At 69.9% G+C, this 13249-nt stretch carries 15 protein-coding genes and 1 riboswitch; of the genes, 7 read left to right on the top strand and 8 right to left on the bottom strand.

The annotated features are described in order from the left end of the window. Positions 1-74 precede the first annotated feature (74 nt). Positions 75-794 (bottom strand): sulfite exporter TauE/SafE family protein, encoded by a 720-nt coding sequence (locus AB0J88_RS07780; protein WP_364347284.1) that lies wholly within the window; start codon positions 792-794, stop codon positions 75-77. Positions 795-977: 183 nt separating this feature from the next. Here AB0J88_RS07780 and AB0J88_RS07785 point away from each other — a divergent pair, with 183 nt between their 5' ends. The 5 genes from AB0J88_RS07785 (at position 978) to AB0J88_RS07805 (ending at position 6569) form a co-directional block, all read left to right on the top strand. Beyond that, positions 978-1511 carry a hypothetical protein gene (locus tag AB0J88_RS07785; protein WP_364347282.1) on the top strand — a complete coding sequence of 178 codons (534 nt, stop codon included), beginning with the start codon at positions 978-980 and terminating at the stop codon, positions 1509-1511. 66 nt (positions 1512-1577) lie between these two features. After that, positions 1578-1785: riboswitch (cobalamin riboswitch) on the top strand. Positions 1786-1900: 115 nt separating this feature from the next. Beyond that, complete coding sequence (locus AB0J88_RS07790; RefSeq protein ID WP_364347280.1) at positions 1901-4273, top strand: ribonucleoside-diphosphate reductase subunit alpha; 2373 nt, start codon at positions 1901-1903, stop codon at positions 4271-4273. Beyond that, positions 4264-5268 carry a ribonucleotide-diphosphate reductase subunit beta gene (locus tag AB0J88_RS07795; protein ID WP_364347278.1) on the top strand — a complete coding sequence of 335 codons (1005 nt, stop codon included), beginning with the start codon at positions 4264-4266 and terminating at the stop codon, positions 5266-5268. Before AB0J88_RS07790 ends, AB0J88_RS07795 begins: the two co-directional genes overlap by 10 nt. Positions 5269-5376: 108 nt before the next feature. After that, positions 5377-6096, top strand: coding sequence for an alpha/beta hydrolase (locus AB0J88_RS07800; RefSeq protein WP_364347276.1), 720 nt, complete (start codon positions 5377-5379; stop codon positions 6094-6096). Positions 6097-6248: 152 nt separating this feature from the next. Beyond that, positions 6249-6569: a nitroreductase family deazaflavin-dependent oxidoreductase gene (locus AB0J88_RS07805; RefSeq protein WP_364347274.1), complete on the top strand. Its 321-nt coding sequence runs from the start codon at positions 6249-6251 to the stop codon at positions 6567-6569. Here AB0J88_RS07805 and AB0J88_RS07810 read toward each other — a convergent pair. The 4 genes from AB0J88_RS07810 to AB0J88_RS07825 all read right to left on the bottom strand — a co-directional run bounded on the left by AB0J88_RS07810 (position 6542) and on the right by AB0J88_RS07825 (position 8936). Then, on the bottom strand, positions 6542-6811 hold the full coding sequence (locus tag AB0J88_RS07810; protein ID WP_364347272.1) for a hypothetical protein: 270 nt from the start codon (positions 6809-6811) through the stop codon (positions 6542-6544). The genes AB0J88_RS07805 and AB0J88_RS07810 overlap by 28 nt on opposite strands. 11 nt (positions 6812-6822) lie before the next feature. Further along, positions 6823-7380, bottom strand: a complete 558-nt coding sequence (locus tag AB0J88_RS07815) for a DinB family protein (RefSeq protein ID WP_364347270.1) — start codon at positions 7378-7380, stop codon at positions 6823-6825. Positions 7381-7512: 132 nt separating this feature from the next. Next, complete coding sequence (locus AB0J88_RS07820; protein ID WP_364347268.1) at positions 7513-8208, bottom strand: TRIC cation channel family protein; 696 nt, start codon at positions 8206-8208, stop codon at positions 7513-7515. A gap of 32 nt (positions 8209-8240) precedes the next feature. Then, a complete protein-coding gene (locus AB0J88_RS07825; RefSeq protein WP_364347266.1) occupies positions 8241-8936 on the bottom strand; it encodes an alpha/beta hydrolase in 696 nt (231 codons plus the stop codon). A gap of 158 nt (positions 8937-9094) precedes the next feature. Between AB0J88_RS07825 and AB0J88_RS07830 the strand changes: the two genes are divergently transcribed. Beyond that, positions 9095-9751, top strand: a complete 657-nt coding sequence (locus tag AB0J88_RS07830; RefSeq protein ID WP_364347264.1) for a GntR family transcriptional regulator — start codon at positions 9095-9097, stop codon at positions 9749-9751. Between the two features lie 52 nt (positions 9752-9803). On the opposite strand, the gene AB0J88_RS07835 is transcribed toward AB0J88_RS07830, so the two are convergent. Next, entirely contained in the window at positions 9804-10706 is a 903-nt protein-coding gene (locus AB0J88_RS07835; RefSeq protein WP_364347262.1) for a DMT family transporter, read from the bottom strand. 540 nt (positions 10707-11246) lie between these two features. Between AB0J88_RS07835 and AB0J88_RS07840 the strand changes: the two genes are divergently transcribed. Beyond that, positions 11247-11453 carry a hypothetical protein gene (locus AB0J88_RS07840; protein ID WP_364347260.1) on the top strand — a complete coding sequence of 69 codons (207 nt, stop codon included), beginning with the start codon at positions 11247-11249 and terminating at the stop codon, positions 11451-11453. Between the two features lie 102 nt (positions 11454-11555). Here the strand turns inward: AB0J88_RS07840 and AB0J88_RS07845 are convergent, their stop codons facing one another. Together AB0J88_RS07845 and AB0J88_RS07850 are read right to left on the bottom strand one after the other, a co-directional pair. Then, positions 11556-12290: a cobalt transporter gene (locus AB0J88_RS07845; RefSeq protein WP_364347258.1), complete on the bottom strand. Its 735-nt coding sequence runs from the start codon at positions 12288-12290 to the stop codon at positions 11556-11558. Continuing rightward, positions 12287-12964, bottom strand: a complete 678-nt coding sequence (locus AB0J88_RS07850; RefSeq protein ID WP_364347256.1) for a hypothetical protein — start codon at positions 12962-12964, stop codon at positions 12287-12289. Before AB0J88_RS07850 ends, AB0J88_RS07845 begins: the two co-directional genes overlap by 4 nt. Between the last annotated feature and the right edge of the window lie 285 nt (positions 12965-13249).

Consider the following 13249-nt stretch of genomic DNA (forward strand, 5'->3'; position numbering starts at 1 on the left):
TACGGACGGCACAAGAGACCTGAGAGTGATTTCCGTCAATTTATGGCGGTATCGTGATATCCGCATACCCGCACTCACCGAAGCGCGCTGACGCCCATCCCGACCGCGGCGGCGACGAGCACGACGTCGACGAGCACCGCGAACCGTCGCGGGCTCACGTCCCGCAGAATCCGCCGCGCGACGAACGACCCGGCGAGCAGGGCGGTGCCGATGACGAGACCGCGGGCGAGAACATCGGCCCCGAGTGCCCCGGCGCCCTGGAACGTCGCGAGCTTGCCGGCGTAGAGCAGCAGGGCGCTGGCCGCCTCGGAGCCGAGGAAGGCGCCACCGGTCAGCCCGTACGCGGTGAAGATCGGGACGCTCAGCGGCCCGGTGGACAGGACCAGGCCGGTCAGAAACCCCACGACCGCGCCGGCGACCGCCAGGTGCCACAGGCGCACGCGCGCCCGCACCGCGACCCGACGCAGCGGCACCATTGCGACGAAGAACGCGGCGAGGCACGCGTCCATCAGTCGCGGTGGGACGGTCAGCAGGGTCTGCGCGCCGAGCACGGCGGCGGGAATGCCGGGCAACGCGTACGCGACCACGGGCGGCCACTCGATCCGGCCCCACCAGGCGGCCACGCGGCCGACGTTGCCCATGACCGCGGCCACGGCCATGACGGGCACGGCGACCCGCGGGCCGTAGCAGATGACCAGCGGTGGCAGCAGGATCATCGAGGACCCGGTGCCGACAACACCGCCGAGGACGCCGGCCACGAGGGCGAGCGCGAAGAGCAGGACATGGACGAGCACGCGCGGGACCACCTCACTCCGGTGCGGGCGCACCGGACGGGGATCCTCAAGGCTTTTGTCCCTTTAGATGACCGCGCCCGGTCGGGTGGGGCACGGTGGCGCCGCTCGGACCAGGCGTGCCGCAACGGACACCGGAACCCTAGGCGCTGTCGTTGATCATCTTAGCGCCATATCGTCGTACGCGTGGCGATCGCGTTCGAGCTGGTGGTGAACTTCGGCTCCGAAGGCGATGCGGCGCGTGCGGCCTGCGACCTGGCCCGCTCTGCCGCGGCCATCCCCGTCGGGGAGCGCACCATCCGGCTGCACGAACCGCTCCTCGCATCGACCGCCGGCAGCGACGGCGGTTCCTACCTGGAGCTGAGCGTCCTGCCCGTTGGTGTGGGCTGGGGCGTCGTGCTGGATCGCGGGCACGAGCCGGTGCGGCTCTCGGCCGCCGAGCTCACCACCCTCGGCCGCGCCCTCTATGACCTGCTCGCCACGTTCTCCGGCTACCAGGCGGCCAAGGTCGGATGGGATCCGGAGTGGCAAATCGACCTGGCGGAGCTGCGACAAGACTGGGCCGACGAGCTCGCGACCGGCGACCCCACCTTGTCAGGCCTGGTGCTCGCCGAGGCGGTCCTCGCGGACCTGCGCGGCCGCCGCTTCGTGCCTTTTAGCCCCGGCTTTCGGTGGATTCCGTACCTCGGCGAGCTGTCCTCGACCTTGACGGCCGGTTGAGCGACACACATCACGCGACACGCCGGCACACCATCTGGTGTTGGTGTTTCGGCCCGGCACCCATATATGGTGTTGATCGCAGCTGGTTCGGCCGTCCTTAGCGGAGGGTCGAGGCAACAGGGAACCCGGTGCGAACCCGGGACTGCCCCGCAGCGGTGAGTGGGAACGACCGCCGTCAACGAAGCACTGGGCCTCGGCCTGGGAAGCGACGGCCAGTAGGAGCGTGCACCAGCGCCCACGAGTCCGAAGACCTGCCAGCGCGCCGCACGCCGCCCGGCGTGTGGCGGTCGAAGGCCGCGTGGGACGGCCGACGCCTGCACCGGGCCCGGAGTTCGCACGGGGCCGGTGGCGTCCCCCTGCGCGTCCGCCGAGGTCGTGAGGAGGGGGACATGACGGTCACCCAGGAGAAGGCACCTGCCGCCGTGCCGGAGCAGCGGCGGCACGCGATGCGGGTACGCAAGCGCAACGGCGACCTCGAGGCGGTCGACGTCAACAAGATTGTCCGGGCGGTCGAGCTGTGGGTAGGTGACCTCGACGAGGTCGACCCGCTGCGGGTCGCGACCAAGACGATCAGCGGCTTGTACGACGGTGCCACCACCGCCGAGCTCGACAAGCTGTCGATCCAGACCGCGGCCGAGCTGATCGGTGAAGAGCCGCAGTACTCGCGCCTGGCCGCACGTCTGTTGGCGGCCTACGTCGACAAGGAGGTCCGCGGCCAGGGTGTCGCGAGCTTCAGCCAGTCGATCCGTTACGCGTACGACCTGGGCCTGATCGGTGACGAGACCGCGGCCTTCGTGGCCCGCAACGCCCGCAAGCTCGACGACGCCGTCGACCCCGACGGTGACCGGCGCTTCGAGTACTTCGGCCTGCGCACGGTGGCCGACCGCTACCTGCTGCGCCACCCGCAGACCCGGCTCGTGGTCGAGACACCGCAGTACTGGCTCCTGCGCGTCGCATGTGGACTGTCGACCAACCCGGCCGAGGCCATCGCCTTCTACCGGCTCATGTCCAGCCTCGCCTACCTACCCAGCTCGCCCACCCTCTTCAACTCCGGCACCCGGCACACCCAGATGTCGAGCTGCTTCCTGGTCGACTCGCCGCGTGACGAGCTCGACTCGATCTACGAGCGCTACCACCAGGTCGCGAAGCTGTCGAAGTTCTCCGGCGGCATCGGCATCTCGTGGTCGCGGATCCGCGGCCGGGGCGCGCTCATCCGGGGCACCAACGGCAGGTCCAACGGCATCGTGCCGTTCCTCAAGACCCTCGACGCGGGTGTCGCCGCCGTCAACCAGGGCGGCCGCCGCAAGGGCGCGGCCTGCGTCTACCTCGAGCCGTGGCACCCCGACGTCGAGGAGTTCCTGGAGCTCCGCGACAACACCGGCGAGGACTCGCGGCGTACGCACAACCTCAACCTGGCCAACTGGATCCCCGACGAGTTCATGCGCCGCGTCGAGGCCGACGAGGACTGGTCGCTGATCGACCCGTCCGACGCGCCGGAGCTGCCCGACCTGTTCGGGGAGGCGTTCGACGAGGCGTACCGCGCCGCCGAGAAGAAGGCGGTCAGGACCGTCAAGGCGCGCGACCTGTACGGGCGGATGATGCGCACCCTCGCGCAGACCGGCAACGGCTGGATGACGTTCAAGGACCCGTCGAACAGGCTGTCCAACCAGACCGGCGCGCCGGGCAACACCATCCACCTCTCGAACCTGTGCACCGAGATCCTCGAGGTCAACTCCGACGACGAGACCGCGGTCTGCAACCTGGGCTCGATCAACCTCGGTGCGCACCTCGGCGCGGACGGCGTCGACTGGGACAAGCTGCGCGCGACCGTGCGTACCGCCGTGGTGTTCCTGGACCGGGTCATCGACATCAACTACTACCCGTCGACGCAGGCGGCAACGTCGAACCCGCGCTGGCGGCCCGTCGGGCTCGGGCTGATGGGCCTGCAGGACGCGTTCTTCGCGCTTCGGCTGCCGTTCGACTCGGACGCGGCCCGCGAGCTGTCGACGCGCGTACAGGAGGAGATTCTCCTGACCGCGCTCGAGACGTCCGCCGGCATGGCCGAGCGGTTCGGGGCGCACCCCGCGTTCCCGGAGACGCGCGCCGCGAACGGTGACCTGCACCCGGACCTGTGGGGTGCCACGCCCACCCAGACCGCGCGCTGGAACGCGCTGCGGACCCGGATCGCCGCCACCGGACTGCGCAACTCGCTGCTGGTCGCGATCGCCCCGACGGCGACCATCGCGTCGATCGCCGGCTGCTACGAGTGCATCGAGCCGCAGGTCTCCAACCTGTTCAAGCGCGAGACCATGTCCGGCGAGTTCCTGCAGATCAACACCTATCTGGTACGCGAGCTCAAGGCGCTCGGCCGCTGGACGCCGGAGGTGCGCGACCAGATCAAGCGGTCCGAGGGCTCCGTGCAGGGCATCGACAGCCTGCCCGCCGACGTCCGCGAGCTGTTCCGCACCGCGTGGGAGCTGCCGCAGCGGGCGCTGATCGACCTGGCCGCGGCGCGGGCGCCGTACATCGACCAGTCCCAGTCCTTGAACCTGTTCCTGAGCGCGCCGACCATCGGCAAGCTCTCCTCGATGTACCTCTACGCCTGGAAGTCCGGGCTGAAGACCACGTACTACCTGCGGTCGCGACCGGCGACCCGGATCCAGCAGGCGACGGTCTCCATCGCTCCCGTCGTGGCCCTCCCCGACGCCGAGGCATTGGCCTGCTCCCTCGAAAACCCCGAAAGCTGCGAGGCGTGCCAGTGACCCTGCTCAACCCCGGACTCGACCTGACCCTGCGGCCGATGCGCTACCCGGCGTTCTTCGACCGCTTCAAGGACGCGATCAAGAACACCTGGACGGTCGAGGAGGTGGACCTGCACACCGATCTCGCCGACCTGGCCAAGCTGTCGCCCGCTGAGCAGCACCTCGTCTCACGGCTGGTGGCGTTCTTCGCGACCGGCGACACGATCGTCGCCAACAACCTGGTCCTCAACCTCTACCAGCACGTCAACTCGCCGGAAGGGCGGCTCTACCTGTCGCGCCAGCTCTTCGAGGAGGCCGTGCACGTCCAGTTCTATCTCAACCTGCTCGACACGTACGTGCCGGACGAGCAGCAGCGCTTCGAGGCGTTCGCCGCGGTGGAGAACATCCCGTCGATCCGGCGCAAGGCGGAGTTCTGCTTCAAGTGGATCGACTCGATCTTCGAGCTGCGCGAGCTGAGGACCCGCGACGACCGCCGGGCCTTCCTGCTCAACCTGATCTGCTTCGCGGCCTGCATCGAGGGCCTGTTCTTCTACGGCGCCTTCGCGTACGTGTACTTCCTGCGCTCCCGCGGCGTGCTCCACGGGCTGGCCAGCGGCACCAACTGGGTGTTCCGCGACGAGTCGATGCACATGGCGTTCGCGTTCGACGTCGTCGAGACGGTGCGGCGGGAGGAGCCGGACCTGTTCGACGAGGACCTGGAGAAGCAGGTCACCGCGATGCTGGAGGAGGCGGTGGACTGCGAGGTGCAGTTCGCGGAGGACCTGCTGGAGCAGGGCGTCAGCGGCCTGTCACTGGCCGACATGCGCGCGTACCTCGAGCACGTGGCCGACCGCCGCCTCGCGGTACTCGGCATCGCGCCGCGGTACGGCAGCAAGAACCCGTTCGCCTTCATGGAGTTGCAGGACGTGCAGGAGCTGTCCAACTTCTTCGAGCGCCGGGTGTCGGCCTACCAGGTCGGCGTCACGGGCACGGTCGCCTTCGACGACGAGTTCTGATCGATCGCACGGGCGCCCTTTCCCGGGGCGCCCGCCGCGGTTCAGTCAACGTCAAGTCGGCGGCGCTACGTTCGCCCCGCAGGTGACACCGCGACAGGGGAGACAGACATGACCCGACCGACCATCGTCCTCGTCCACGGCGCGTGGGCGGACGCGTCGAGCTGGAACGCGGTCGCGCCGGCGTTGCGGGAGCAGGGCTTGCGCGTCCTGGCACCACCGAACCCGCTGCGCGGCCTCGCCGTCGACGCGGCCTACGTCTCGTCGTTCCTGGCCCAGCGCACCAGCGGACCGGTCGTGCTCGTCGGCCACTCGTACGGCGGGTTCGTCATCACCAACGCCGTGACCGAGAATGTGCGCGCTCTGGTCTACGTGGACGCGTTCATCCCCGACGAGGGCGAGACCGTCTTCCAGATCCTCGGCGGCTCGGGCTCAGCGCTCGCCGTCGCCGACCCGACCACGGTGCTCGACATCGCCGGCTACCCGGGAGCACCGGAGGGCGACGCGGAAGCCTTCCTGAAGCCCGACACGGTGCACGGCGCCTTCGCACAGGACCTGCCCGAAGCGGACCGCTGGCTGATCGCCGAAGGCCAACGCCCGATCACGCTGAGCGCGAACTCGACCCCGTCCGGCCCACCGGCCTGGCTGAACCAGCCGAGCTGGGCCGTCGTCGGCACCGAGGACCGCGTCATCCCGCCGGACACCAAGCGCCGGATGGCCGAGCGCGCGAAAGCCACGATCACGGAGGTAGCCGGCTCACACGTCTCCATGCTCTCGCACCCGCAGACCACCGTCACCGCGATCCTGGCCGCGGCGGCCGAGCAGGCCTGACCGCCGGGTCGGCCTTCGTCATTCCTCCGTGACCGCGGGCGCCGTCCGGGATAGCGTTTCAGGAAAGCCGCCGTCGTGTCGGGGAGGCTCCTGTGCCGGTGCCGCGTTCGTTCCGCAACGTGGGTAGGACGGTCAACCCATTCATCGTGCCGATGGCGCGACGTGTGCCGCCGCTCGCGGTCGTCCACCATGTCGGCCGACGGTCCGGACGGTCGTACCAGACGCCGGTCATGGCCTTCCCGACGCCGGAGGGCTGGATCGTCGCGCTTTTCTACGGCGACGACGTCCAATGGCTCCGGAACGCGCAGGGACCCGGGAAGGTCGAGCTGACCCGTTCCGGCACGCGACACGAGCTGAGCCAGGTTCGGCTCCTCGACGCGGCGGCGGGGGAGCCGCTGATCCCCGCCTGGGCCCGCGCGGTCGTGCGGCCCGTACGCGTCCGCGACTACGTGTCGCTCGTCGCGACCCGCTGACGATCCAAGCGCGCGAAACCGCCGGCGTACCGCACGGTGTGCCCGGCCCGCTCGAGCAGCGCGCGCACCTCGCCGACGTAGAGCTGCACCAGGTTGCGCGCGGTCCGCGGTGGCTGGTCGCCCCACAGCGCCTCGACGATGTCGTCGACCGGAACGCCATCGGGACCTGATCGAAACTGGACGTCGCCGCCGATGCGCTGACCAGCGCGGCCGCCCGGCAACGAGCAACCGACCGGCAGCATCAGCGGCAGTTCTAGAAGGTGAAGCCTTCCGGCGCGCCTTCGCCCACGCGGCCATCCACGGCCTCGCGCAGGACGTCCGCATGGCCGGTGTGGCGCGCGTACTCCTCGATCATGTCCAAGATCATGTCGCGGACGGTGGGGGTGCGGCCGTTCGGCCAAGTGAAGGACGAGGGTCCGTCGAGTCCACGGTTCGCGACGACCTCGGCGACCAGCACGCGCGACCGCTCGACGGCGCTCCGCCAGGTTCGGTAGAGGTCCTCGGGAACGTCCGAGCTCGCGGTACGCCATTCCCAGTCAGGATCGGCGTCGAAGTCCACCGCGTCCCAGGGTGCTCCGTACTCCTGGCCGGCAAGCTTCACGGCGAGCCAGTCCGCTTCGACCAACGCCAGATGCTTGATCAGGCCGCCGAGCGTCATCGCACTGGCAGCCGTCGTCGCGCGCAGGCCGTCCTCGTCCAGCCCTGAGGTCTTCCACGCGAAGGTTCGCCGGTTGCGTTCGAGAACTGACAGCAGAGCCTCCGCCTCGGTGCGAGCCGCCGGCGGGTCGAGCTGTGAAGCCGCTTCGGTCATCGACGCAGCTTAGGTCGGAGCTGCTCGGACCGCTCGGTCGAGGCCCGCGGAACGGCGCCGGGGTGACGTCGTCAGGCCGGTACTCCGCTTCCCGGAGCCCTGGGTGGCCCGGGGTGACGCTGAGGTCGCGGTTCACGCGTGACCGTGACGATCGTCCGCGGCACGCGGTGCGTTTCGTCCGTTCGGACGTCGAGGCTGTAGCGCGCGCTGTTCGGGGAACGTCCAGCCGAAGCGGACCGCACCCAGACGCACGGCGGTGGTCACGGCCACGCAGGCCAGACCCGCGGCCAAGGTCGGCGTGCCGAGCTCAGCGAGCAGGACGAAGGTCCCGGCGCCGGCCCCGGCGGCCACGGCGCACAGGGTGCCGACCTTGAGGAACGAGATCGGCAGGTTCAGGATGATGTCACGTAGCATCCCGCCGCCGATGGCTCCGACGACACCGACGGCCAGTGCCCCGGCTTCGCCGACGCCCAGCGACAGGGCCTTGGAGGCCCCGATCGCGCCGAAGAGTCCCATGACGACCGCGTCGAGCGCGGTGATCAGCCAGGCCGCTCGTGTTAACGCGGGGTGCAGCAGCATGCCGAGGATGGCTGAGGCGCCGGCCACCAGCAGGTACGTGTTCTTCCAGACCACGACGGGCGGCTGGTCGAGGATGACGTCGCGCAGGAGGCTCCCGCCGAGCGAGACGGCGAGCCCGATCACGATGACGCCGAGCACGTCGATGCGGCGGTGTCGTCGTCCCGCGGCGAACAGGGCGCCTTGCAGGCCGCCGAGTGCCGCGGCCAGCAACTCGATCCACAGCGTCACCTGGAACGGGGCGATGGACATGCGGTCACGCTCCGGGACGGTCCGGGGCCGGCTCAGCGCGTGTCGCGTGCGGCGGTCACGATGACATCGGCGACGACGCCGGGCTGTGTCACGTAGAGGGCGTGGCTGGCCGGGACGGTGGTGATCTTCGCGTCGATCCGGTGGGCCATGTACAGCAGCATCGCCTGGTCGAATGCCATGTCCTGCGTGGCGATGACGGCCCAGCTCGGCTTGTCGCGCCAGGCCGCGTTCTTCACGGGCGTCGCGAATACGGCCATGTTGATGGGCACCTGGGTGTCGCGGAGGAAGGCGGCGTCGGCGTCGCTCGCGTCCGCTGCGAAGCCGGCCTTGAACTTGTCGCGGTTGAGGAAGCCGTACCCGTCCTCGACGTCGATGACGAACTCGGGCGTCGGGGCGAATCCCTCGTACTGCTGGGCGGTGGTCTCGCCCGCGTCGGGCGCCAGGGCCGACACGTAGACCAGCCCGGCGACGTTCGGATGAACGCCCGCTTCGGTGATCACGGTGCCGCCCCAGGAGTGGCCGACGAGGATTGTCGGGCCGTTCTGCTGGTCGAGCACGCGCGTGGTCGCCGCGACGTCGTCCTCCAGCGAGGTGAGCGGATTCTGCACGATCGTGACCCGGTATCCGCGCGCTGTCAGCCTGTCGTACACGCCTCGCCAGCCCGAGCCGTCGGCGAACGCGCCGTGCACCAACACGACGTTCCTGATCTCGTGACCAGTGGTGCTCATGTGGCTGTCCTTCCGCTGCCGCACCCGGCGCCGGCCGGAGCGGGGTTGAGGTGGTTCGGCGATTGCCGGCCCCGATACGCAATATATTGCACATCGGAGGCGTCAGCAAGGCCGGAAGCGGAGTTGTGCCAGGAGGAACAATGTGTGCAATATGTTGCATGCCGATTCCCTCGGGTGTCTCCGCCGTAGACCGCTCACTGCTTCGCGACGACGTCTACCGGCGCCTGCGCGATGCGATCGTCGACGGCACCTTCCTGCCCGGGGAGCAGCTCAGGGACGGCGAGCTCGCGGAATGGCTGGGGGTGAGCCGGACCCCGGTGCGCGAGGCACTGCTGCGCCTGGCCGGCAGCGGACTCGTGGTGGCCCTGCCAGGCCGATCGACAAAGGTCAGCATCATCGACCCACAGGCGGTGCGGGATGCGCGCGATGTCATCGCCGCCATGCACGAACTGGCCGTACGCCAAACCACGGGCCGGCTTCCCGAAGCGGACATCGACCGCATGCGGGAAGCGAACGACCGCTTCGCCGACGCGGTGACCTCGGGTGACATCGCCGCGGCCCTGGACGCCGACGAGGAGATACACCGGATCCCGGTCGCGGCGCTGGGCAATCACGCGCTGGCGGCCGTGCTCGACCAGTTCGATCCGCTGGTACGCCGCGCGGAACGGCTGCGCTTCAGCACGGACGGCCACGCGTCCGTAGACCTCCACACGCAACTGATCGACCTGATCGCAGCCGGCGACGCACAAGCAGCCGCGTCCGTAGCATTCGACATCTGGCACACCCTGCCGGCCGAAGACAGCGCAAACAGCTAAGCCAGGTCCTCGGAATCGGCCGACGGTCGGAGGTCTGGGCTCCCACGGTCCGTCAGGTGTCGGATCGGCTGGTGCGGGTGGCGCCGGCTGACGCGATCACCACGCAGAGCACGGCGATCCACTGCGGCAGGCGCAGCGCCTCTCCGAGCACCAACAGACCCACGAGGGCCGCCACCGCGGGTTCCAGGCTCATCAGGATCCCGAAGACGCGCGCTGGCACTCTGCGGAGTGCTTCGAGGTCCAGCGAGTACGGGATCAACGACGAAAGCACCGCGACGCCGAGCCCCGCGACCAGCACCCACGGCGTGAACAACGCGGTGCCGCTGTCGGCCACCCCGACCGGTACGACGACCAGAGCCGCGACGGCCATGCCCAACGCCAGGCCGTCGCCCTGGGTGGTGCGGCGGCCCAATGCCGCGCCGACAAGGATGTAGATGCCCCAGAGCACTCCTGAACCGACGGCGAACAGCACGCCGACGAGGTCGAGGTCGCCGCCTCCCTTCGTGAGCAGGACCACACCAGCGGCGGCGAGCAGGGCCCAGACGGCATCCAGCCACCGCCTCGAGCCGGCCAAGGCCACCGCCAGCGGCCCGAGGAACCCGATCGTCACCGTGATGCCCAGTGGAATGCGGTCCAGCGACAGGTAGAAGCACAGGTTCATCGAACCGAGGACGATGCCGTACGCGACGATCACCATCCAGGTAGGACGGTCGAACCGGAGAGCCGGCCGCCACAGCAGCATCAGCATCGCCGCCGCGAAGAACAGCCGTAGGGCAACGGTCCCGAAGCTGCCCGCGGTGTCGAAGAGATGCTTGGCCAGGGCCGCTCCGAACTGGACGCTGCCGATACCGAGCAACACCAGAGCCGGCGCCGGCACCGCGTCGAGGGCACGTCGTCGCGGCACCGTCACGTCGCCGCTCGACGTCGGATCGGCCCCGGTCCCCTCGATGTCCATGGCCCCCCGTGGCTTGGCTCCGGCGGACGGCACCGCTCCGTGACGCTTCTCGGCGCCCCTCTGGTCAGACAGCGGATGGCGCCCGCAAGAGACTAGCCTCTCTCTTGCCGTCGCGCCGCCCGCGGCATCGTCCTGACAGGCCTCCAGCTAGCCGCCTGCGCTAGTCACGCGTCGGGCTGCAAGCGAGAGCATGAGCCGGATCGCGCCGGACGGTCCGCGTTGACGAGACTGGGGTCGCGGAACCGCCAGAATCGTTCGCGCCCGACCCGCCCCGAGGTATCGGTCATGACTCGCAAGCGCCTCATGCGGAGGACAGCCCTCCACCCGTTGCGAACGGCTGCTGCCTCAGGGCGGGCAGGCACTACCTGGCCCTGCGATACCTGACCGAGCGGAGGCGCTGCCGCCGCGGACCAGCCGGCATACCCAAGCATGGTTCCGACCCTGGCCGTTCGGCTGACCCCTTGACCGTCGTCCACCCCGCCGAAGGCGCGAACCCGTCGCCCGATCCCGTGGACGGGACCCGATGGACAGAATCGGTCCATGCTGAAGTACACCCCGGACATCGGACTCCTCAAAGCGCTGATCGCCATGAACGACGGGAAGACCAACGTCATCCACACCCCGCCGGACCAGCAGGTTGTGGCGTGGGTGCACAGGCAGGGCTACAACGTGACCCTCGTCGAGGGAACAGCCGAGATCCGGCCGGGCGAGGTCATGAACGTCCCGCTGCATCCGCTGACGTTTTGACACCCGACCGCCGCGACGGAGTGCGCCTGGTCGCGCCGCGTGCAGGCACGCGTTCAATTCGGGCACGAGCCGAGCCGGTGGTGGCTGCCCCGTCGCACACGTCTAGCTGACGGTCGCGAGGTGGACCGCGGCCACCGTGACCAGGCCCGCGCCGAACAGGGTGACGCCGCCGGCGGCCACGACGGGGGTCACCCGGCTCGCGAGCTCGAGGGCCTTGACCGAGCGGGCGCTGCGGTGCACGAGGGTGCTGCCGGCGACGGCGAGGACGCCGACCGCGAACAGCACGACCGCCATGCCGATGCCGAAGACGATGACCAGCAGCAGGGCGAATGCGCCGCGGCCGAGGAACAGGCCGGTGGCCAGGACCAGGAACGCGGCCGGCGACGGCGTGAGCCCGCCCGAGATGCCGAGCAGGAGGATGCCCGGCCGTTTGGACGGCTCGTGATGATGATGATGGTGATGGTGGCGGTGTCCACGCAGATGTCGCCGCAGCATCCAGATGCCGGTGCAGGCCACGAGCACGCCCGCGACGATCTGGAGGGCGGTGGTGAGCTGCTCCATCCGCACCAGGTCGGACAGCGACAGGAACGTCCAGGCGACACCGATGACCAGCACGGAGACGGTGTGCATGATCGCCACCGAGCAGCCGAGCCAGGCCGCGTCGCGGACCCGTCCCTTGGAACCGGCGAGGTAGGCCGCGGCGAGCGTCTTCCCGTGGCCGGGCATGACGGCGTGCCAGGCGCCGGCGAGGAACGCGAACACAAAGGCCACCGCGGGTACGCCCGGCGTGTGGATCAGATCCTGAAGTCGGTCCGAGACGGACGCGGCCGCGCTCATGCCGCGACCCTCCGGCCACGCGCGCGGCGCACCCGGCGCACCGTCAAGAGGCAGGCTCCCGCGACGACGAGGATCAGACCGACCACGGCGCCGAGCTGCACGGCGGCGCTGCGACCCCGGCCGGCATCGGCCTGCGGTGGCGCACCGGCGAGGGTCCAGTCGTGCGTCTCGGCCGACCCGTCGTACACCGCCTTCTGTCCGTCGGGTCCGGTCGCGAGGGTGCGGTACGCAGGATTGAGGTCGGTGAGCATCCGGACCGCGACGGTGGCCGTGGCGACGGGTCCGGCGCAGACGAAGTCGGCGGTGGCGCCCTTGAGCCCGAGCGAGAGCACGGGCGCCACGGTGCCGACGCACGGCCGGCCGTCGCTGGTGATCGTGATCCGGTCCAACAGGTAGCGCCGGAACTCGTCCGACTTGGCGAGGACTCCCGGGTCGGTCGACCGGTAGTCCACCGCGCCGTCGATCATGATGCGGTCCTCGGGCAGCAGCCCGAGCGCGACGCCGAGCACCGTGAGGTCGTCCGGCCCGCCGACCCGCCACGTCACGTGGACGGCGTCGCGGCGCTGCGCGTCGAGGCTGATGGCCACCGTCTGCGGGTCGCCGAACGGGTGCGCGGAAGCGGGGCGCGGGACCAGCATGACCCCGACGGCAGCGGCCGAGAGGACGGTCGTCACCGCACGGGCACGTAACGAGAACACGAACAGACAACTCCGAGTGGCGCGGGCCTGAGGAACGGCCCAGTCTCTCCGCCGTCGCCGACCCGCGCAGGATCTCGAAGGTGTCCGCCGCGTGAACACGTGCCGGCGGAACGGCCGGCACAAGCTCGGCGATGGGCACGTCGTGGCGAAGAGTTCCCGGTGGTCGCCCCCTCGCGGCAAGGAGTTTCCGCTGACGCGGGCGTTCGAGGGATTGACGGAGAGCGCTCTATCGGCCATCGTTTCAGGCACGGCGTGGTCGGC

This window comes from Asanoa sp. NPDC049475 (assembly GCF_040676915.1).
Taxonomy (GTDB): domain Bacteria; phylum Actinomycetota; class Actinomycetes; order Mycobacteriales; family Micromonosporaceae; genus Asanoa.